The sequence below is a fragment of the Kitasatospora sp. NPDC101801 genome (genome assembly GCF_044766665.1).
Classification (GTDB): Bacteria; Actinomycetota; Actinomycetes; order Streptomycetales; family Streptomycetaceae; genus Kitasatospora.
The window spans coordinates 69,473-90,151 of sequence record NZ_JBIWML010000017.1 but is presented as its reverse complement, the minus strand read 5'-3'; the positions used below and the strand labels follow the sequence as shown (position 1 = coordinate 90,151).

Sequence of the window (20,679 nt, the reverse complement as noted above, 5' to 3'; positions counted from 1 at the left end):
CGCGGCCAGGCCTAGTGCCGTGCCCGGCACGGCACTAGAGAGTCGCGATCGAGGGGCGGCGGCGGCCCTGGAGCTCGCGGGCCACCGCCTCCGCCTCCCGCAGCACCCGGACCGCGTTGTGCCAGGTGAGCTTCGCCAGGTCGGCCTCCGACCAGCCCCGGCCGAGCAGCTCGGCGATCAGGTGCGGGTAGCCGGCCACGTCGTCCAGGCCCGCCGGGGTGAAAGCGGTGCCGTCGAAGTCGCCGCCGATCCCGAGGTGGTCGATCCCGGCCACCTGCCGCATGTGGTCCAGGTGCTCGGCGACCGTGCCGACGGTGGCGACCGGGCGCGGGTGGGCGGCCTCGAAGGCGCGCTGGCAGACCATCGCCTCGGGGGTGGTCTCCAGCGGGTGGAAGCCGTGCGCCTGCATGTTCCGGTCCGCGTCCACCGTCCACTCGATCGCGGCGGGCAGGATGAACTTGGGCACGAAGGTGACCATCGCGACGCCCCCGTTGGCGGGCAGCTGGGCCAGCACGTCGTCCGGGACGTTCCGCGGGTGGTCGCAGACCGCCCGCGCCGAGGAGTGCGAGAAGATCACCGGTGCCTCGGTGACCCGGAGGGCGTCCCGCATGGTGTCGGCGGAGACGTGCGAGAGGTCGACCAGCATGCCGAGCCGGTTCATCTCGCGCACCACCTCCTCGCCGAAGGAGGTCAGACCGTCGTGCTCGGGCTTGTCGGTGGCCGAGTCGGCCCAGGGCACGTTGTCGTTGTGGGTCAGCGTCAGGTACCGCACGCCCAGTTGGTACAGCGCCCGCAGGGTGGCCAGCGAGCTGTTGATCGAGTGCCCGCCCTCGGCGCCCATCAGCGAGGCGATCCGGCCCTCCGCGCGGGCGGTCTCGACGTCCTCGGCGGTGAGCGCGAGCCGGAGGGTGTCCGGGTAGCGCTCGGTCAGCGTCCGGACGAAGTCGATCTGCTCCAGGGTGGCGCTGACCGCCTGGTCGCCCGCGTAGTCGGAACGTACGTACACCGACCAGAACTGCGCGCCGACCCCGCCCGTCCGCAGCCGGCCGAAGTCGGTGTGCAGCCTGGCCCGCTGGTCCGCCGTCAGGTCCACGGCGTCGAGGTCGTACCCCACCTGGGCGCGCATCGCCCACGGCAGGTCGTTGTGACCGTCCACCACGGGTGCGGTACGGAGCAGGGCGTGGGCACGGTCGAGCAGCTCAGGAGTCATGGGAACAGTTCTACCCAACCCGCCGGTGTTAACCGGAACCGCAGGTTGCGCACGCTCGCGGCGGTCGACAGCACCTCGACGGTCAGGCCCGGGTGAGCCCGGCCGATCTCCTCGGCGAGCCGCCGGCCGAAGGTCTGGTACGGCCCGCCCTCGGGGCCGGCCGCCAGCCGCAGCACCCCGCGCGGCGAGGGCGTCGAACACCCCGTCAGCACCGCGGCGGCCCCCAGGGCGAGGGCCGCGCGGCGCGACAGCGGCACGTGCGGTGCTACTTGCCGAAGCCGAAGGAGCCGGAGCCCGCCACCTTGGCGCGGAGCTTCTTGCCCTTCTCGGTGGCCTGGCTGTTCAGCTCGGCCTGGAACTCGGTCATCTTCTCGGTCAGCTCCGGGTCGAAGGCGGCCACCATCCGGACCGCGAGCAGCCCGGCGTTGCGGGCCCCGGCGATCGAGACGGTGGCGACCGGCACCCCGGCGGGCATCTGGACGATCGACATCAGGCTGTCCATGCCGTCCAGGTAGCGCAGCGGGACCGGCACACCGATCACCGGCAGCGGGGTGACCGAGGCGAGCATGCCCGGCAGGTGGGCGGCGCCGCCCGCACCCGCGATGATCGCCTTCAGGCCCCGGGTGTGCGCCTGCTCGCCGTACGCGATCATCTCGCGCGGCATCCGGTGCGCGGACATCACGTCGACCTCGTACGGGATCTCGAACTCGTCCAGCGCCTGGGCGGCGGCCTCCATCACGGGCCAGTCGGAGTCCGAGCCCATCACGATGCCGATAACTGGCTGGGTCATTCGGTGATCGTCCCTCGCAGGTAGGCGGCCGCATGGCGGGCGCGCTCGCGGACGTCCTCGAGGTCGTCCCCGAAGACGTTGACGTGACCGACCTTGCGGCCGGGCTTCACGTCCTTGCCGTACATGTGGATCCGCAGGCCGGGGTCGCGGGCCATGCAGTGCAGGAAGGGCCGGTACATGTCGGGGTAGTCGCCGCCGAGCACGTTGACCATCACGGTCCACCTGGCGCGCGGGCGCGGGTCGCCGAGCGGGAGGTCGAGGACGGCCCGCAGGTGGTTCTCGAACTGCGAGGTGACCGCGCCGTCCTGGGTCCAGTGGCCGGAGTTGTGCGGGCGCATGGCCAGCTCGTTGACCAGGATCCGGCCGTCCCGGGTCTGGAACAGCTCGACCGCGAGGTGGCCGGTGATGCCCAGGTCGCCGGCGATCCGCAGGGCCAACTGCTGGGCCTGGTCGGAGAGCGCGGGGTCGAGGTCGGGGGCGGGGGCGGTGACCTCGGCGCAGACGCCGTTCTCCTGGAGGCTCTCCACCACCGGGTAGGCGACCGCCTGGCCGCTGGGCGAGCGGACCACGTTGGCGGCCAGCTCGCGGAGGAAGTCGACCTTCTCCTCGGCCAGCACCGGCACGCCGGCCAGGAACGGGGCCTGCGCCCCGTCCTCGTCGTCGACGACCCAGACGCCCTTGCCGTCGTAGCCGCCGCGCACCGTCTTGAGCACGACCGGGTAGCCGTCACCCTCCTCGGCGAAGGCGGTCACGTCCGCCGGGTCGGCGACCAGCCGGTGCCGGGGGCAGGGCACGCCGATCGAGACCAGCTTGGCCCGCATCACGCCCTTGTCCTGGGCGTTGACCAGGGCCTCCGGGCCCGGGCGGACGGCGATGCCGTCGGCCTGCAGGGCGCGCAGGTGCTCGGTCGGCACGTGCTCGTGGTCGAAGGTGATCACGTCGCACCCGGCCGCGAAGCGGCGCAGGGTGTCGAGGTCCCGATAGTCACCGAGCACCACGTCGGAGACCACCTGGGCGGCGGAGTCCTGGGGGGTGTCGGCGAGGAGCCGGAAGCGGATGCCCAACGGAATGCCCGCCTGGTGCGCCATCCGGGCGAGCTGCCCGCCGCCGATCATGCCCACGACTGGAAAATTTGCATTACCCGCGAAAGTCACGCTGTCCAGGATATCCGGGCCGGTGAGGGGCGGTGCACCGGCGGCCACCGGAAGGGAGCGGCGGACCGGCCGGGAGAAGGGGCCCGACCGGAGCGAGTAGCCTGGATGGCCGGGCCCGAAGCACACTGTCGGATGATGTGCTTGCGCGACAGCCCGTGCGAGCACTGTTTCGTCAGCACACACTGGAGACCCGCGGATGACGAGCATGACCGGCCCGAAGCCCTCGCTGAGGCAGAAGCTCAGCGGCCTCTCCGGTGAGGCACTCAAGTTCGGCCTGGTCGGCCTCAGCGGTGTGGTCGTCAACTTCGCCGTCTTCTGGTTCTGCATGAACAGCCTGGGGCTGGCGACGCTGCGCTCCAACATCGCGGCGACCCTGGTGGCCATCGCCACCAACTACCTCGGCTACCGCTACTGGCTCTACAAGGACCGCGACGCCAGCTCACGCAAGCGGGAGATCACGCTCTTCCTGCTCTTCAGCGGTGCGGGCATGCTGATCGAGACCGGCGTCCTCGGACTGTCGGAGTACGGCTTCGGCTTCGACGGCGACCTGCAGAAGTTCGCCGCCAAGACGCTCGGGCTCGCCATCGGCACGGTCTTCCGGTTCTTCTCGTACCGGACCTGGGTCTTCAAGGCGCTGCCCGAGCTGGCCGAGCCGACTGCGCCGGCGGCGACCGTGCCGGCCGCCGCCCAGCCGCCGGTCACCGAGCAGCCCGAGTACGCCCGCTGAGACCCGTCAGGCCGGCTCGTCAGGCCGGCTCGTCGGCCCGGCTGAGGAAGAGCGCGAAGACCGGCGGTTGCAGCGAGAGCAGCTCCAGCCGCGCCCCGTCCGCCTCGGCCAGGTCCCGGGCCACCGCGAGCCCGATGCCGGTGGAGTTGCGGCCGCTGACGGCCCGTTCGAAGACCCGGTTGCCCAGCTCGGTCGGGACCCCGGGGCCCTCGTCCTGGACCTCGACCACCACCGAGCGGCCGGACGGCCTGGCCCGGACCACGACCGTCCCGGCACCGTGCATCAGCGAGTTCTCGATCAGCGTGGCCAGCACCTGGGCCACCATCCCCGGCGTGCCCAGCACCCGTACCTCGCGCAGGCCCTCGACCCGCAGGGTGCGGCCGGTGCCGCGCATGGTCGGGCTCCACTCGGCCAGCTGCTGTTTGACCACCTCGTCCAGCTCGAACACCACCGCCGTGGGACTGCGCGGGTCGCGCTGGTTGGTGAGCAGCCGCTGCACCACGTCGGTGAGCCGCTCCACCTGCTGGAGGGCGATGGTGGACTCCTCCTTCACGGTGTCCGGCTCGCCCGCCAGGGTGTTGATCTCCTCCAGCCGCATCGAGAGCGCGGTGAGCGGGGTGCGGAGCTGGTGCGAGGCGTCGGCGGAGAGCCGCCGCTCGGCGGAGAGCATCCGGGCGATCCGCTCGGCGCTGGCGTCCAGCACCTCGGCCACCCGGTCCAGCTCCGGGACGCCGTACCGCCGGTCCCGGGGCCGGGGGTCGCCCGAGCCGAGCCGCTCGGCGGTCTCGGCCAGGTCGACCAGCGGCCTGGCCAGCCGCTTGGCCTGCCAGACCGCGAGGGCCACCGCCGCCTGGACCGCGAGCAGCGCGACCACCCCGAGCAGCAGCAGCATGTTGGCGATCTCGTGGTCCACCCCGGTGCGGGACTGGACCACGGTGACCGTCTCGCCGTCGGCGCCGGACTCGGTGACGCTGAGCACCGGCGGCGCGGGCGGGGTGCCGATCGCCAGCACCGGCTGTCCGGGCACCGCGATGGTGACGTAGCCGCCCTCGGGCAGCTGGGCGGTGAACTTCTCGCCGGTGATCGGCTCCTGCGCCGCCAGCCGGCTCTCCACCAGGCCGAGCACCCGGACCGCCTGGGCGTCCACCCGGGCGTCCGCGGCGTTCACGATGGACTGCTTCTCGATCAGGGCGATCGGGACGCAGAACACCACCACCATCACCAGGACCACGCCGAGCAGTGAATTGATCATCCGGCGCTTCACGCGGACTGACCCCTGATCAGTTCTTCTCGAAGCGGAAGCCGACGCCGCGGACGGTGGAGATGTAGCGCGGGTTGGCCGCGTCGTCGCCGAGCTTCTTGCGCAGCCAGGAGATGTGCATGTCCAGCGTCTTGGTCGAGGTCCACCAGGTGGTGTCCCAGACCTGACGCATGATCTCCTCCCGGGTGACCACCCGTCCGGCGTCCCGGACCAGCACCCGGAGCAGCTCGAACTCCTTGGCCGAGAGGGTCAGCTCCTCCTCGCCCAGCCAGGCGCGGTGCGACTCGATGTCGATCTTCACGCCGTGCGCGCCGGTGGTCAGCTGGTCCACGTTGCCGCGCCGGAGCAGCGCCCGGACCCGGGCCAGCAGCTCGGCCAGCCGGAACGGCTTGGTGACGTAGTCGTCCGCCCCGGCGTCCAGGCCGACCACGGTGTCCACCTCGTCGGCCCGGGCGGTGAGCACCAGCACCGGGCAGGTCCGGCCCTCGGCGCGGAGCCTGCGGGCCACCTCCAGGCCGTCCATCTCGGGCAGGCCGAGATCGAGCACGATCAGGTCCACGTCCTCGGTCAGCGCGGCGGCGAGGGCCCCGGGGCCCTCCTCGCGGACGAGCACCTCGTACCCCTCCCGTCGGAGCGCACGGGCCAGCGGTTCGGAGATCGCCGGGTCGTCCTCGGCCAACAGCACACAGGTCATGTGGCAGATGGTAGTCCGAGTGCGACTCGACGTTCAGGGCCTTGGGCCTGCCGGTACGCCCCGGACGGCGTACCGGGGGCGCCGCCGGAGCGCCTGACGGTTTGTCGGCTCATAGCGTGGGCAGACGGGGGCCGGTCGTGGGACAACGTGCGCGGGAGGTACCGGGTGGCCGACGAGGCAGCAGGGCGGGACGGGGCGGAGCCGTACTCCGCGTCCGGGATGCCACCGGAGGACGAGCACGCCTTCTTCGGGCACCCGCGCGGGCTCGCCACCCTGTTCATGACCGAGATGTGGGAGCGGTTCAGCTTCTACGGGATGCGGTCGCTGCTGGTGCTCTTCCTGGCGGTGCCGGTCGACCAGGGCGGGATCGGCCTGGACACCGTGACGGCCGCCTCGGTCTACAGCGTCTACAACTCGCTGATCTACATGCTGGCCATCCCCGGCGGCTGGATCGCCGACCGGGTCTGGGGCGCCCGGCGGGCGGTGCTGATCGGCGGCCTGGTGATCATGGGCGGCCACTTCGCGCTGGCGGTGCCGCTGAGCGCGACGTTCTGGTTCGGCCTGCTGCTGATCTCGGTCGGCACCGGCCTGCTCAAGCCGAACGTCTCGGCCATCGTCGGCCGGCTCTACCACGAGAACGACGGCCGCCGGGACGGCGGCTTCACCATCTTCTACATGGCGATCAACATCGGTTCGTTCTTCGCGCCGCTGGTGATCGGCACGGTCGGCCAGAAGGTCAGCTGGCACCTGGGCTTCTCACTGGCCGGGGTCGGGATGGGCGTCGGGCTGATCCAGTACGTGCTGGGCCGCCGGCACCTCGGCCACGCGGGCGCGCTGCCCGGCCGGCCGGCCGATCCGGTGCAGCGGCGGCGGGTGTTCCGGCTGGCCGCGTGCTGGGCCGGGGCGGCGGTGGTGTTCTTCGCGGTGGACGCGCTGCTCGGCCGGTTCTCGGTGCACCAGGTGGTCAACATCCTGGGGGTGATCGGGATCGGGCTGCCCGCCTGGTACTTCACCAGGCTGCGCCGGGACCGCGGGCTGACCGCGCTGGAGCGCAGCCGGATGTCGGCCTTCATGTGGTTCTTCATCGCGGCCGCGATCTTCTGGATGATCTACGACCAGTCGGGGTCGACGCTCTCCCAGTTCGCCAACGAGTCGACCGACCTGTCGATCCTCGGCTTCCACTTCCCGTCCAGCTGGTTCAACTCGGTGAACCCGCTCTTCATCATCATCCTGGCGCCGGTCTTCGCCTGGCTCTGGCAGTGGCTGGCGACCCGGAGCCGGAACCCCGGCACCCCGGTCAAGTTCGCCCTCGGCCTGCTGCTGATCGGCGCCTCGTTCGGGCTGATGGGCCTGGCCGAGCTGGCCGCCTCGGGCGGCGCGCTGGTCTCGCCGCTCTGGCTGGTCGGGGTCTACTTCGTGCAGACCGTCGCGGAACTGACGCTCTCTCCGGTCGGCCTGTCGCTGACCACCAAGCTGGCGCCGGCGAAGTACATCAGCCAGATGCTCGGGCTGTGGTTCCTGGCCACCGCGACCGGCGACGCCGTCGCAGGCTGGACCACCCAGCTCCAGCGGGTGGTCAGCGCGGACGCCTACTTCTATCTCCAGGGCGCGCTGGCGGCGGTCTGCGGGGTGGCGATCTGGCTGGCCGCCGGGCGGATCAAGCGGCTGATGGGCGCTGTGAACTAGTTCACAGAGCGTGAGCGGCGCAGGGGCCGGTAACCCTGGTGGGATTTTCGGACTGATCATGTCATCACCGGAAGATCGGGCGGCAGAGGTTGCGATTCCAAGGATTTTCTCCTTCCTTGCCATTGATCCAGGCGGTGCAGTGGCGTTTTTCTTTACTCGGACAAGAGGTACGGATATGGCCTTGTCCTCTGATTGGCTCTGAAAACGCGACGTAGAGTGTTCTGGTCCCTGCCCCCGCCGCCACAAGGAACCCCCCACTCATGGCGTCAACAACTCCGGACGTCGGCACCGCGCCGAACCCGACCAGCAGCGGCCAGACCTTCCTCGGACACCCTCGCGGACTCGCCACCCTCTTCATGACGGAGATGTGGGAGCGGTTCAGCTTCTACGGGATGCGCGCCCTGCTGGTGCTCTACATGGCCGCGGGCGTCTCCGAGGGTGGGCTCGGCATGCAGGTCGCCACGGCCGGCGCCGTCTACAGCGTCTACAACGCCATGGTGTACCTGCTCGCCCTGCCGGGCGGCTGGATCGCCGACCGCTTCCTCGGCGCCCGGAAGACGGTCGCGATCGGCGGCGGCGTCATCATGCTCGGTCACTTCGCGCTGGCCCTGCCGCCCCAGGCGACCTTCTTCGCCGGGCTCGGCCTGATCGCGATCGGCTCCGGCCTGCTCAAGGCCAACATCTCCACCATGGTCGGCCACCTCTACGACGGCCCGAACGACCCCCGCCGCGACGGTGGCTTCACCATCTTCTACATGGGCATCAACCTCGGTGCCTTCGTCGCCCCGCTGGTGATCGGCACGGTCGGCGAGAAGGTCGACTGGCACCTGGGCTTCGCGCTGGCCGGGGTCGGCATGGCGATCGGCCTGCTCCAGTACCTGCTCGGCAGCCGCCACCTGAGCGAGCGCAGCAGCGTGGTGAGCGCGCCGATGAGCGCCGACGAGAAGCGGAGCATGCTCCGCAAGGTCGCCCTCTGGCTGGCCGCCGCCGTGGTCTGCTACGCCGCCGTCGCGCTCAGCGGCCGGCTGAGCCTCGGCTGGGTGATCTGGCCGCTCTCGGTGGCCGGCATCGTGATCCCGGTGGTCTACTTCGCCCGGCTGCGCCGGGACAAGGACCTGACCCCGGACGAGAAGTCCAAGATGAGCGGGTACGCCTGGTTCTTCGTGGCGGCCGCCGTGTTCTGGATGATCTACGACCAGTCCGGCTCGACGCTGAACCTGTTCGCCAAGAACAACACCGACCTCTCGGTGCTCGGGTTCAGCTTCCCGAGCAGCTGGTTCCAGTCACTCAACCCGCTCTACATCATGGCGCTGGCACCGGTCTTCGCCTGGCTGTGGATCTGGCTGGACCGGCGCCGGCAGAACCCGTCCACCACGGTGAAGTTCGCCTTCGGCCTGCTGATGATCGGCGGTTCGTTCCTGGTGATGATGCTGGCGATGGCCGCCGCCTCCGGTGGCACCAAGGTCACCCCGCTCTGGCTGGCGCTGGTCTACTTCGTCCAGACCGTCGGCGAGCTGACCCTGTCCCCGGTCGGACTCTCCGTCACCACCAAGCTGGCGCCGGCCAAGTACGCCAGCCAGATGATGGGCATCTGGTTCCTCGCCGTCACGGCGGGCGACTGCACCGCCTCGATCATCCAGCTGCTGGTCGGCGACGCCACCGGCAGCACCTGGTACTTCGCCTCGCAGGGCCTGCTGGCCGTGCTCGCCGGGGTGGCCCTGCTGATGTACCGGAAGAAGGTCGTCAGGCTGATGGGCGACGTGCACTGACACCACGCACGGCGGGCCGGTAATCCTCTGGGAGGGGTACCGGCCCGCTGACGTGTGCTCAGACCTTGCGGACGCCGCCCTGCCAGACGGCGGCGGTCAGCGGGACGCCCGGACGGTAGGCCAGGTGGACGGCCGACGGCGCGTCCAGCAGCAGCAGGTCGGCCCGGGCGCCGGGCGCCACCACGCCGACGTCGGTCCGGCGCAGCGCATGGGCGCCACCGGCGGTGGCGGCGTACACCGCCTCGTCCGGGGTCATGCCCATCTCGCGGACCGCGACCGCGATGCAGAACGCCATCGAACTGGTGAAGCTGGAGCCCGGGTTGCAGTCGGTGGAGAGCGCGACGGTGACGCCCGCGTCCAGCAGCCGACGGGCGTCCGGGTACTTCGCCCGGGTGGAGAACTCCGCGCCGGGGAGCAGCGTGGCCACGGTGTCGCCGCCCGCCAGCGCGTCCACGTCGGCGTCGGTCAGGTGGGTGCAGTGGTCGGCCGAGGCCGCCCCCAGCTCGACCGCGAGCTGCACGCCCGGGCCGTGGTGCAGCTGGTTGGCGTGCACCCGGGGGATCAGCCCGCGCTTGACCCCTGCGGTCAGGACGGCCCGGGCCTGGTCGCCGTCGAAGGCGCCCTGCTCGCAGAACACGTCCACCCAACGGGCGTGCGGGGCACAGGCGTCCAGCATCTCGCCGGTCACCAGGTCGACGTACGCCGCCGGGTCGTCCTTGAACTCCGGGGCCACCACGTGGGCACCGAGGTAGGTGGTCTCGGGGGTGTGCGCGGCGGCGATCCGCAGCGCGCGTGCCTCGTCCTCGGTGGTCAGGCCGTAGCCCGACTTGCACTCGATGGTGGTGGTGCCCTGGCGGAGCGCCTCGCCGATGAAGCGGGTGAGGTTGGCCTCCAGCTCGGCGTCGGTGGCGGCGCGGGTGGCGGCGACCGTGGTCCTGATGCCGCCCGCACTGTAGGACTGGCCGCTCATCCGGGCGTTGAACTCGGCCGTGCGGTCGCCGGCGAAGACCAGGTGGGCGTGCGAGTCGACGAAGCCGGGGATCATCGCCCGGCCCTCGGCGTCGAACCGGTGGTCGGTGTCCGGGGCGGCGGCGGCGTCGCCGACCCAGGCGATCCGGTCACCGTCGATCACCACGGCGGCGGCGGTGCGGGTGCCGAGCGCGGGGTCGTTGGTGACCAGGGAACCGAGGTTGGTGATGAGCGTGCTCACGGAGCGGGCCTTTCTACGGTCAGGGGCTCGGGGAACTGCGAGGAGATCTGGCGTGCGGGTCACAGTGCGGAGTGCCTGACCCGGTCCGTACGTTGAACGCTCCTGAGGTCGGCGCCGCCGTTCCCCGGGCCCTGGTGGTGCATGGCCGAGCCCCGTGCGAAAAGTGTGTGCCCGAGAGGATCAGCCCCGCTCGGGCACACGCGTCGCAGTCTAGGACCGGAGGGCGGCGATTGTCGTGCTCAGGGCGGCTGCGACGTCGGGGACGAGTTGGTGGACGCCGTCCTTGACGATGTGTCGTCCGCCGACCACCAGGTGGCGGACGTCGGCTGCGGAGGCGGCGAAGACCGCCGTCTCGGCTCCGAGGGCCGGCGGGGGGCCGGCGGTGCGGACCGAGTCGAGCGCGAGCACGGTGAAGTCGGCCAGGGCGCCGGCCTCGATCCGGCCCGCGTCGGGCCAGCCGAGGGAGGCGTGGCCGTCCTGGCCGCCCGCGCGGAGCAGGGCGTTCGCCGTCCAGTGGCCCCGGGTCCGGGTGTGCAGGCGTTCGTCCAGCTCCAGTGCCCTGGCCTCCTCGAACGGGTCGATCACCGCATGGCTGTCGCTGCCGAGGGTGATCGGGCAGCCGGCACTGGCCAGCCGCCGGGCCGGGCCGATGCCGTCCGCCAGGTCGCGTTCGGTGGTGGGGCACATGCAGATGTTGGTCGAGGAGTCCGCGAGCAGCCGGATGTCCTCGTCCGTCAGGTGGGTGGCGTGCACGGCGGAGGTGCGCGGGCCGAGCACCCCGTGGTCGGCGAGCAGCCTGGTGGGGGTGACGCCGTGGGCGGCGAGGCAGGCGTCGTTCTCGGCGGTCTGCTCGGAGAGGTGGACGTGCAGGGGGGCGCCCGTCTCGGTGGCCCACTGCGCGACGGTGCCCAACTGCCCGGCCGGGACCGCCCGGACGGAGTGCACGGCGGCGCCGATCCGGGCGTGCTCAGCCGCCCTGAGGGCGCTGACCCGCTCCGCCCAGGCGTCCGAGTCGCCGTCGCTGAACCGGAGTTGAGGCTTGGTCGGCTCCGCGCCGAAGCCGGACGACAGGTAGCAGGTGTCCAGCAGGGTGATCCGGATGCCGGCCCGGGCCGCCGCCTCGATCAGGGCGTGGCCCATCGCGTTCGGGTCGGCGTACCGGCCGCCGCCGGGGGCGTGGTGCAGGTAGTGGAACTCGCCCACGCTGGTGATCCCGGCGAGCGCCATCTCGGCGTAGACGGCGGTGGCCAGCGCCAGGTAGCTGTCCGGGTCCAGCGCACCGGCGAACCGGTACATGGTGTCCCGCCAGGTCCAGAAGGTGCCGGAGCCGACCTGGACGCTGCCCCGGAGCGCCCGGTGGAAGGCGTGCGAGTGGGCGTTCGCCTGGCCGGGCAGCAGCAGCCCGGCCAGCCGGACCGCGCCGGGCGGGCAGGGCCCGCTGTCCGGCGCGACCCGGGTGATCCGGCCGTCCGCGACCGTGATCGACACGTCCCGCTCGACCACCGGGCCGTTGGCGTGCGGCAGCCAGGCGTGCTCGGCCCAGTAGGTGGTCACTGACACGCCAGATCCTCCAGGACGTCGGCGAGCGCGGTCACACCGGCCAGGCAGTCGGCCTGCTCGGCGTACTCGGCCGGGGAGTGCGAGACCCCGCTCGGGTTACGTACGAACAGCATGGCGGTCGGAACGGCCGAGGCCAGGATCCCGGCGTCGTGTCCCGCGCCGGTCGGCAGCACCGGTACGCCGCCGAGGCGCTTGGCCAGCCGGTCGCGGAGCGGTCCGTCGAAGTCGACCACCGGGGTGTACGACTCGCGGGTCAGTTCGACCCGGACGCCGTCCCGCTCGCCGCGCCGGAGCGCGGACTGCCGGATCCGCTCGACCAGTTCGGTCAGCACGGTCTCGTCGGCCGCCCGGGAGTCCAGCCAGCCGCGGATCAGCGAGGCGATCGCGTTGGTGCCGTTGGGCTCCACCGCGACCTTGCCGAAGGTGGCCAGCGCGCCCGCCAGTTCGGCCTGCTGCCGGGCCGACAGGACGGTGTCGGCGAAGGTCAGCATCGGGTCCCGGCGGTCCTCGATCCGGGTGGTCCCGGCGTGGTTGGCCTCGCCGTGGAAGTCGAACCGCCACCGGCCGTGCGGCCAGATCGCGCTGGCCACGCCGATCGGCTGATCCTCCGTCAGGTACCGGCCCTGCTCGACGTGCAGCTCGACGAAGGCACCGATCCGGCCCAGCCGGTCGTGGTCCGCGCCGATCACGGCCGGGTCGTACCCCGCCCGCTCCATCGCGTCGGGCAGCCGGACGCCGTCGGCGTCGCGCAGCTCGTACGCCTGCTCGCGGCCCAGCACGCCGGCCGTCAGCCGGGAGCCGATGCAGGCCACCCCGAACCGGGCGCCCTCCTCGTCACCGAAGTTGACGATCGCCAGCGGGCGGGTGAACTCCGCGCCACGGGAACGGAGTTCGTCCAGGGCGGCGAAGGAGGACACCACGCCGAGCGGGCCGTCGAAGGCGCCGCCGTCCGGCACCGAGTCCAGGTGCGAGCCGGTGACGACCGCGCCGTCACCGGTCGGATCGCCGAGCCAGGCCCACTGGTTGCCGTTCCGGTCCAGTTCGTAGCCCAGGCCCCGGGTGGTGGCCTGCTGCTCGAACCAGGCCCGGCACTCGGCGTCGGCCGAGTTCCAGGCGTGCCGGCGGTAGCCCCCGGAGGCGGCGGAGCGGCCCACGGGGAGCAGCTCCGCCCACATCGCTTCGAAGGTCACAGCTCACCCATGGGGATGCGGACACCACGCTCGTCGGCGACCTCGACCGCCCGGTCGTACCCGGCGTCCACGTGCCGGATGACGCCCATGCCGGGGTCGTTGGTGAGCACCCGGCGGATCTTCTCGCCCGCCAGCGCGGTGCCGTCGGCGACCGTGACCTGGCCGGCGTGGATCGAGCGGCCGATGCCGACGCCGCCGCCGTGGTGGATGGAGACCCAGGAGGCGCCGGAGGCGACGTTGACCATGGCGTTCAGCAGCGGCCAGTCGGCGATCGCGTCGGAGCCGTCCAGCATCGCCTCGGTCTCCCGGTACGGGGAGGCCACCGAGCCGCAGTCCAGGTGGTCGCGGCCGATCACGATCGGGGCGGACAGCTCGCCGGAGGCGACCATGTCGTTGAACCGCTCGCCGGCCTTGTCGCGCTCGCCGTAGCCGAGCCAGCAGATCCGCGCCGGGAGGCCCTGGAAGTGCACCTTCTCCTGGGCCATCTTGATCCAGCGGTGCAGCGACTCGTTCTCCGGGAAGAGGTCGAGCACCGCCTTGTCGGTCTTGTAGATGTCCTGCGGGTCACCGGACAGCGCGGCCCAGCGGAACGGGCCCTTGCCCTCGCAGAACAGCGGCCGGATGTACGCCGGGACGAACCCGGGGAAGTCGAACGCGCGATCGTAGCCCGCGAGTTGGGCCTCGCCACGGATCGAGTTGCCGTAGTCGAAGACCTCGGCGCCACGGTCCTGGAAGCCGACCATCGCCTCGACGTGCCTGGCCATCGACTCGCGCGAGCGCCGGGTGAACTCGGCCGGCTCGGCCGCCGCGTAGGCCGCCATGTCGTCGAAGTCGACGCCGATCGGCAGGTAGGCCAGCGGGTCGTGCGCACTGGTCTGGTCGGTGACGATGTCGATCGGCGCGTCCATCGCGAGCAGCTGCGGGAACAGCTCGGCCGCGTTGCCGAGCAGGCCGATCGAGAGCGGCTGCTTCTTGTCCCGGGCGGCGGTGGCCAGCTCCAGCGCGTGGTCGAGGTTCTTGGCCTCCACGTCCAGGTAGCGGTGCTCGATCCGGCGGGCGATCCGGGACGGGTCGCAGTCGATACAGATCGCCACGCCGCCGTTCATGGTGACGGCCAGCGGCTGGGCGCCGCCCATGCCGCCGAGACCGGCGGTGAGGGTGATGGTGCCCGCCAGGGTGTCGTTGAACTTCTTGGCCGCGACGGCGCCGAAGGTCTCGTACGTGCCCTGCAGGATGCCCTGGGTGCCGATGTAGATCCAGGAGCCGGCCGTCATCTGGCCGTACATGGTGAGCCCGAGGTTCTCCAGCCGGCGGAACTCCTCCCAGTTGGCCCAGTCGCCGACCAGGTTGGAGTTGGCGATCAGCACCCGGGGCGCCCACTCGTGGGTCTGCATCACGCCGACCGGGCGGCCGGACTGGACCAGCATGGTCTCGTCCTGCTTGAGGGTCTGCAGGGTGCGCACCATCGCGTCGTAGCTGCGCCAGTCCCGGGCCGCCTTGCCGGTGCCGCCGTAGACCACCAGCTTGGACGGGTGCTCGGCCACCTCCGGGTCGAGGTTGTTCATGAGCATCCGCAGCGCGGCCTCCTGCTGCCAGCCCTGCGTCGTCAGCTGCGTCCCACGCGCCGCACGCACCTCGCGCGGACCACTGCCCTGCTGCTGCACCATGCTCACGGTCTCCTTGCGGATGGATTCATTCAGAGTCTGTTCGACTGAATATATCCAATCATCCGAACGGCGGCCAGAGGCAGCTCCGGGCTTTCGTCCTGTTCAGGCCGCCGCGTCCCCGCCGTCCCAGCTGATGCCGATGTCGGCGAGCCAGGCGCGGTCCTGCGCGTCCGGGGGTTCCGGGGCGACCGGTCTCGGCGGGCGGGGGATCTCCTGGATCGGGCCCAGGCCGTACTTCTCGGCGGCGGCCGTGGCGGCCGGGTCGGGCTGGATCACGCCGACGTGCACGGCGGTCTCGTCGCCCTCCTCCAGGATGGTGAGGTCGGGGTGGGGCGGTTGGCGGAGAGCGATCCGGCGACCGCAGGTGGGGCAGGACCACTCGTCGGCGCCCGAGGCGAGCCGGCCGACCAGTTTCATCTCGTGGATCACACGCATGGCTGGGCAACCCCCGTCCGGCCCTGGCCACCAGGGCCCACTGAGGGGATGCCCGCCCACGGACAGTCAACAACCAGGCGTGACCGAGCTGTTGTCAGACCAGCCGGTCGGCGCCCGTGTAGACGTTGGCACCCTCGCCGCGCAGGAAGCCCACCAGGGTCAGCCCGAGCTCCTCGGCCAGGTCCACCGCAAGCGAGGACGGCGCCGAGACGGCGGCCAGCACCGGGATGCCCGCCAGGGCCGCCTTCTGGGTCAGCTCGAACGAGGCCCGCCCGCTCACCAGCAGCAGGTGGCCGGTCAACGGCAGCCGCCCCTCCCGGAGCGCCCAGCCCACCACCTTGTCCACCGCGTTGTGCCGCCCGACGTCCTCCCGGGCGCAGAGCAGCTCGCCCTCCGCCGTGAACAGTCCGGCCGCGTGCAGGCCGCCGGTCGAGTCGAACGCCTTCTGCGCGGCCCGGAGCCGGTCCGGTAGCCCGTACAGCACCTGCGGCCGGACCGGCACCCGGTCCGCCGCGAGCGGCCAGCGGACGTGGGTGCGGACCGCCTCCACGGTGTCCCGCCCGCACAGGCCGCAGGCGCTGGTGGTCAGCAGGTTCCGATGGGTGGTCAGCGCGGGCCGGCCGCCGCGCAGGGTGGCGTCCACCACGTTGTAGGTGTTCAGCCCGTCCGCGTCCGTCCCGGCGCAGTACCGCAGCGCGGCCAGCTCGGCCGCCGTGTGCAGCATCCCCTCGCCCACCAGGAAGCCGGCCACCAGGTCGAAGTCGTGTCCGGGGGTGCGCATGGTGACGGTCAGCGGCTCGCCGCCGACCCGGATCTCCAGCGGCTCCTCCCCCGCCAGCACGTCCGCCCGCTCGGCCCGCTCGTCCCCGCGCAGCCGCACCACCCGCCGCCGTACCGTCGCCCGAGCCATCCCGTACCCCTTTCCCGGCCGACCGGCCACCGGCTGCCAGGCTACGACGGCCCCGGGCCGCCCCCGACCACGGCCGGTTCCGGGTGCCGGGCGGGCACGGTCTCCGGGTGCCGCAGCTGGGGCCGCGGGCGCAGCGGCCACCAGAGGGCCCGGCCGAGCAGCGCGGCCAGCGCGGGGACCACCACCAGCGAGAGGACCAGCGCGGAGAGCATGATGCCGAGCGCCATCGCGAAGGCGACCTGTTCGCTGCCCGGGGTGGTGGCGAGGGTGGCGAAGGAGCCGGCCAGCACCAGCCCGGCGGTCGCGACGGCCGGTGCGGTGTGCCGGACCGCGCGGGCCACGGCGGCCCGGGCCGAGCCTGGGCGCCGCATCTCCTCCCGGATCCGGTCGGTGATCAGGATGTTGTAGTCGGTGCCCAGCGCCACCACGAACAGGAACAGCACCAGTGGCAGGGTGAAACTGACGCCGGGTCGGCCCAGGCCGTGCTGGAACACCAGGGTGGCGGCACCCAGGGTGGCGGCGAAGCCGAGCCCGACCGAGAGCATCAGGACCACCGGCGCCAGCAGGCTGCGCAGGAGCAGCAGCAGGATCAGCCCGATCAGCGCCGCCGCGACCGGGAACACGATCGTGAGGTCGTGGTCCACCGCGGTCGAGACGTCCGCGAGGATCGCCGCCGTACCGCCCACGTGGGCCACCGTCCCGGCCGGCGTGTGCCGGGCGACCGTGTCCCGGACCGGTCCTGACGCCAGGTCACGGGCCTGCCGGCTCTGCGGGTCGGCGGTCGGGTAGAGGTCGATCCGGGCGGCCCGGTGGTCCTGGTTCAGTACGGTCGGTGCGACCTGGCCGATCCCGTCGACCCCGGCCAGCGCGCGGGCGAGGCCGTCGAGCCGGGCGGTGTCGAGGGTGCCGCCGTCGGTGGCGGTGAGGTAGACGCTGGTCGGGTCCGACACCCCGGCGGGCAGGGCGCGGGAGATCTCGGCGGCGGTGGCCACCGCGGGCGTCCGCTCCTCGGGGCCGCCCCGGCCGTAGTCCATCCGGATGCCGACCAGCCCGGCGGCCAGCGCGGCGAGCAGGGCGACCGAGAGCGCCAGCACCGCCAGCGGGCGACGGGTGACCAGGTCGCCGAACCGGGCGGCCCGGCCGGCCGGCGGCTCGTGTCGCCAGGTCTTGGAGGGCCAGAACATCTTCCGCCCGGCGGCCGCGAGCAGCGCCGGCATCAGGGTGAGGCTGCCGAGCAGCATCACCAGGACCGCGACCGCGATCGCCGGGCCCAGCGAGCGGAACTGCCCGAAGGTCGCCAGACCCAGCGTGGCGAACGCGGCCACGATGGTCAGCGCCGCCGAGGTGATCGCGGTGCCCACCCGGCCGGAGACCTGGGCAGCGGCCTCACGGGCGGGCTGCCCGGGCCGGGCGCGCAGCTGCTCGCGGAACCGGAACAGCAGGAAGAGCAGGTAGTCGATGCCGATGCCGAGCAGCACCACGTTGATCAGCCCCGGGGTGCTCGGGTCGAGCATCCGCCCGGTCAGCAGCGCGACGCCCGCGACGGCACCCGCCGCCACGCCGCCGATCAGGGCGACCGCGAGCAGCGGCAGGACGGCCGCCAGCACGCTGCGGAACACCAGCACGTTGAGCAGCACGATCAGCACCGTGACCAGGATGCCGCCGACCTTGGCGGCGGTCTCGTGGGCGTCGGTGCTGTCGACCAGGTCGGCCAGGCCGCCGGTGAAACCGGTCCGCAGCCCGGCTTCGGCGAACTGGGTCCGGGCGGCGTCCCGGAAGGTCCGGTAGACGTCCTGCACCCCCTGGTCGGCGGGGTTGCCGGTGAGTTGGACCGAGAGCAGTTCGAAGCTCCGGTCGGGCGCCGTCATCGCCGGGGCGATCCGGGGCGTCTGGGAGCTGTCCGGCAGCAGGAACGCCGGGGTGTCGTCCTCCCGGGGCATCACCACCCGGCGCTCGCCCAGCTTCGCGGCCTCGGCCTCGACCCGCTGCTGGTCGGCGGCTCCGAGCGGCCGGCCGTCGGCCCGGGCCACCAGCACCGTCACGGTGGTGGCGTCGGGGTCCACCCCGAACCGCTCCTCGGCGATCCGCAGCGCGGCGGCCGAGTCGTAGCCCGGCGGCAAGAAGTCACCGGTCTGGTGCTGGGTGACCCGGGCCAGCAGGGTCGGGGCCAGGGCGGTCAGGGCGAGGCCGAGCACCGCCCAGAGGGCGATCACCCGCCATGGGTTCCTGGTCGAGTATCCGGTCAGGGCGCGGATCACGGTGTCCTCCGGCGGACGCACTGGGGAGCGGGTCGGCCGGGTGCTCCCGGCCGGTCTCCAGACCATCAGCCGGAGGGGTGCCCGGGCGTCGGGGCAGCGGATGATCCGGACCGGGGCCCTGGGTCCTCCCCGGGGTCCTGACCAGGACCCTGGTCCTGGTCAGGACCCGGTCCACCGTCGGTACTGCCGCCGCGAACGCTGTGCGAGGCTGTCCGGGAGGGCCGGGAGGCCGGACACAGGGGAGAACAGACATGCCCAGCACCGGGCCGGCGGACAGCCGGGAGCCGCTGCCCACCGGCGGCGACGAGCCACCGTGGTCCCGCAACGACGCGTTGGTGACCGCCGCGGCCTGTGTGCTGAACCTGCTCAGCTACGTGTTCTTCACCGACTTCGGCGGCAGGCAGCCGGTGAGCGTGCCCGGGTTCCTGCTGGTCGCGCTGGGCGCCGTACCGCTGCTGGCCCGGCGCAGCCACCCGGTGGCGGCGCTGGCCGCCGTCCTGGTGCTGGACGCGACGGCCGCGCTGACCCTCCCGCTGCCCAGCCACTTCGGCGCCGTCCTGATCGTCGCCATGTACTCGGTCGCCCGGGCCCGCCCGCTCCCGGTGACGGCGGTCGCGGGCCTCGCGACCGCGGCGGTGACGGTGCTGAGCCAGCGCGGCGGCGGAAGCACGCCCTGGCAGGAGTCCCTGGTGGGCCCGCCGATGTCCGTCCTGATCGTGGTCGGCGCCGCGCTGGTGGTGAACCGCTGGCAGCGCGAGGGAGCGGCCAACCGCAGGCTGCTCGCCGACCGGGCGGTGGCCGAGGAACGTCGGCGGATCGCCAGGGAGTTGCACGACATCGTGGCCCACCACATCACCACCATGCAGCTGATGGCCGGCGGCGCCCGGGCCAATCTGGGCAACCCCGAGGTGGTCCGGGACGCCCTGGTCACCCTGGAGGGTTCGGGACGGCTGGCGCTCCGCGAGATGCGTCAACTTCTGGACGTCCTGCGGGCCGACGACGAACCGGAGACCGCACCGGCGCTGCCCCAGCCCGGCATCGGGGACCTGGATCGGCTGGTCGGCGAGTCCCGGCTGGCCGGGCTGCCGACCGACCTCGGCGTGTACGGGCCGCCGCGACCGCTGCCGCCGACCGTGGGGCTGACGGTGTTCCGGATCGCCCAGGAGGCGCTCACCAACGCCCGCAAGTACGCGGGGCCGGCCCGCGCCTCGGTCCGGCTGACGTACGGTCAGGACCGGGTGCTCGTCGAGGTGCGGGACGACGGCGTGGGCGCGTCGCCGCAGGCGGGCCCGGGCGGCTACGGGCTGATCGGCATGCGCGAGCGGGTCGCCCTGCACGGCGGCACCCTGACCGTCGGCCCCCGGCCCGAGGGTGGCTTCGGCGTCCTGGCCGAGCTGCCGCTGGACCAGGACGAGGCGGCCGTCCGATGACGGCCACCGGGCCGATCCGGGTGCTGATCGCGGACGACCAGCCGCTGGTCCGGCGCGGTCTGTCGCTGATCCTCTCCCCCGACCCGGCCTTCGAGGTGGTGGGCGAGGCCGGGGACGGCGCCGAGGCGGTCGAACTGGCCGCCCGGCTGCGCCCCGACGTGGTGGTGATGGACATCCGGATGCCCGTGCTGGACGGGGTCGCCGCCACCGGACGACTCGCCGCCGAGGTGCCGGACTGCCGGGTGCTGGCCCTCAGCACCTTCGACCTGGACGAGTACGTGGTGGGCGCGCTGCGGGCCGGCGCCCACGGCTTCCTGCCCAAGGACAGCTCCCCGGAGGAGCTGGGCGCGGCGATCCGCACCGTGCACGCCGGCGAGGCCGTGGTCGCCCCGCGCCTGCTCACCCGGCTGATCGCCACCTACGTACGGGCCCCGCACGATGCCCGGCCGGTCCCCGCCGGGCCGGCCGATCTCACGCCCCGCGAGGTCGAGGTCTGGCGTCTGATGGCCACCGGCCTCGACAACTCCGGGATCTCCGGGGCCCTGGACCTCAGCGTCTCCACGGTCAAGAACCACATCACCGCCCTGTTCGCCAAGCTCGGGGTGAGGGACCGCGCCCAGGCGGTCATCGCGGCCTACGAGTCGGGCCTGGTCACCGCCCGCGCGGCCGGGGACTAGAACGGCGCGCCGTCCGCCGAGGCGGGCCACCGCGCTCCTACCGGCGCGCGT

At 72.6% G+C, this 20,679-nt stretch carries 18 protein-coding genes; 5 read left to right on the top strand and 13 right to left on the bottom strand.

Annotated features, from left to right (window positions below; all coding sequences use genetic code 11):
- Nucleotides 1-34: 34 nt before the first annotated feature.
- Genes ACIRPK_RS20235 through ACIRPK_RS20220 form a run of 4 tightly spaced genes read right to left on the bottom strand, consistent with a single transcriptional unit; the run spans nt 35 to nt 3,115 of the window.
- Nucleotides 35-1,210, bottom strand: a complete 1,176-nt coding sequence (locus ACIRPK_RS20235; protein WP_403040620.1) for a dipeptidase — start codon at nt 1,208-1,210, stop codon at nt 35-37.
- Nucleotides 1,207-1,467 (bottom strand): hypothetical protein, encoded by a 261-nt coding sequence (locus ACIRPK_RS20230; protein ID WP_403040619.1) that lies wholly within the window; start codon nt 1,465-1,467, stop codon nt 1,207-1,209. The genes ACIRPK_RS20235 and ACIRPK_RS20230 overlap by 4 nt, the downstream gene beginning before the upstream one ends.
- An 8-nt stretch (nt 1,468-1,475) precedes the next feature.
- Nucleotides 1,476-2,000, bottom strand: coding sequence for a 5-(carboxyamino)imidazole ribonucleotide mutase (gene purE, locus ACIRPK_RS20225; protein WP_403040618.1), 525 nt, complete (start codon nt 1,998-2,000; stop codon nt 1,476-1,478).
- Nucleotides 1,997-3,115, bottom strand: a complete 1,119-nt coding sequence (locus ACIRPK_RS20220) for a 5-(carboxyamino)imidazole ribonucleotide synthase (protein ID WP_403040658.1) — start codon at nt 3,113-3,115, stop codon at nt 1,997-1,999. The genes purE and ACIRPK_RS20220 overlap by 4 nt, the downstream gene beginning before the upstream one ends.
- Nucleotides 3,116-3,350: 235 nt before the next feature.
- Here ACIRPK_RS20220 and ACIRPK_RS20215 point away from each other — a divergent pair, with 235 nt between their 5' ends.
- Nucleotides 3,351-3,881, top strand: a complete 531-nt coding sequence (locus tag ACIRPK_RS20215; protein ID WP_403040617.1) for a GtrA family protein — start codon at nt 3,351-3,353, stop codon at nt 3,879-3,881.
- A 19-nt stretch (nt 3,882-3,900) separates the two neighbouring features.
- On the opposite strand, the gene ACIRPK_RS20210 is transcribed toward ACIRPK_RS20215, so the two are convergent.
- Together ACIRPK_RS20210 and ACIRPK_RS20205 are read right to left on the bottom strand one after the other, a co-directional pair.
- Nucleotides 3,901-5,145 carry an ATP-binding protein gene (locus tag ACIRPK_RS20210; protein ID WP_403040616.1) on the bottom strand — a complete coding sequence of 415 codons (1,245 nt, stop codon included), beginning with the start codon at nt 5,143-5,145 and terminating at the stop codon, nt 3,901-3,903.
- Between the two features lie 16 nt (nt 5,146-5,161).
- Nucleotides 5,162-5,836: a response regulator transcription factor gene (locus ACIRPK_RS20205; RefSeq protein WP_403040615.1), complete on the bottom strand. Its 675-nt coding sequence runs from the start codon at nt 5,834-5,836 to the stop codon at nt 5,162-5,164.
- Between the two features lie 219 nt (nt 5,837-6,055).
- Between ACIRPK_RS20205 and ACIRPK_RS20200 the strand changes: the two genes are divergently transcribed.
- Entirely contained in the window at nt 6,056-7,522 is a 1,467-nt protein-coding gene (locus ACIRPK_RS20200) for a peptide MFS transporter (RefSeq protein ID WP_403040657.1), read from the top strand.
- Between the two features lie 260 nt (nt 7,523-7,782).
- The gene (locus tag ACIRPK_RS20195; RefSeq protein WP_403040614.1) at nt 7,783-9,291 is read left to right on the top strand and encodes a peptide MFS transporter; all 1,509 of its coding nucleotides are present in this window, start codon (nt 7,783-7,785) and stop codon (nt 9,289-9,291) included.
- Nucleotides 9,292-9,349: 58 nt separating this feature from the next.
- Here the strand turns inward: ACIRPK_RS20195 and hutI are convergent, their stop codons facing one another.
- From hutI to ACIRPK_RS20160, 7 genes are all read right to left on the bottom strand, one after another.
- Nucleotides 9,350-10,501 carry an imidazolonepropionase gene (gene hutI / locus ACIRPK_RS20190; protein ID WP_403040613.1) on the bottom strand — a complete coding sequence of 384 codons (1,152 nt, stop codon included), beginning with the start codon at nt 10,499-10,501 and terminating at the stop codon, nt 9,350-9,352.
- Nucleotides 10,502-10,711: 210 nt separating this feature from the next.
- A complete protein-coding gene (locus tag ACIRPK_RS20185; RefSeq protein ID WP_403040612.1) occupies nt 10,712-12,061 on the bottom strand; it encodes a formimidoylglutamate deiminase in 1,350 nt (449 codons plus the stop codon).
- The gene (locus ACIRPK_RS20180; protein ID WP_403040656.1) at nt 12,052-13,236 is read right to left on the bottom strand and encodes an allantoate amidohydrolase; all 1,185 of its coding nucleotides are present in this window, start codon (nt 13,234-13,236) and stop codon (nt 12,052-12,054) included. Before ACIRPK_RS20180 ends, ACIRPK_RS20185 begins: the two co-directional genes overlap by 10 nt.
- Nucleotides 13,237-13,247: 11 nt before the next feature.
- Nucleotides 13,248-14,918 carry a urocanate hydratase gene (gene hutU / locus ACIRPK_RS20175; RefSeq protein WP_403040611.1) on the bottom strand — a complete coding sequence of 557 codons (1,671 nt, stop codon included), beginning with the start codon at nt 14,916-14,918 and terminating at the stop codon, nt 13,248-13,250.
- 102 nt (nt 14,919-15,020) lie between these two features.
- Nucleotides 15,021-15,353 (bottom strand): hypothetical protein, encoded by a 333-nt coding sequence (locus tag ACIRPK_RS20170; protein WP_403040610.1) that lies wholly within the window; start codon nt 15,351-15,353, stop codon nt 15,021-15,023.
- Nucleotides 15,354-15,447: 94 nt separating this feature from the next.
- Nucleotides 15,448-16,263 carry a formate dehydrogenase accessory sulfurtransferase FdhD gene (gene fdhD / locus ACIRPK_RS20165; protein ID WP_403040609.1) on the bottom strand — a complete coding sequence of 272 codons (816 nt, stop codon included), beginning with the start codon at nt 16,261-16,263 and terminating at the stop codon, nt 15,448-15,450.
- Between the two features lie 41 nt (nt 16,264-16,304).
- Nucleotides 16,305-18,521 (bottom strand): MMPL family transporter, encoded by a 2,217-nt coding sequence (locus ACIRPK_RS20160; RefSeq protein ID WP_403040608.1) that lies wholly within the window; start codon nt 18,519-18,521, stop codon nt 16,305-16,307.
- A gap of 251 nt (nt 18,522-18,772) precedes the next feature.
- Here ACIRPK_RS20160 and ACIRPK_RS20155 point away from each other — a divergent pair, with 251 nt between their 5' ends.
- Nucleotides 18,773-19,951 (top strand): sensor histidine kinase, encoded by a 1,179-nt coding sequence (locus ACIRPK_RS20155; protein WP_403040607.1) that lies wholly within the window; start codon nt 18,773-18,775, stop codon nt 19,949-19,951.
- Nucleotides 19,948-20,628 carry a response regulator gene (locus ACIRPK_RS20150; protein WP_403040606.1) on the top strand — a complete coding sequence of 227 codons (681 nt, stop codon included), beginning with the start codon at nt 19,948-19,950 and terminating at the stop codon, nt 20,626-20,628. Before ACIRPK_RS20155 ends, ACIRPK_RS20150 begins: the two co-directional genes overlap by 4 nt.
- Nucleotides 20,629-20,679 lie beyond the last annotated feature (51 nt).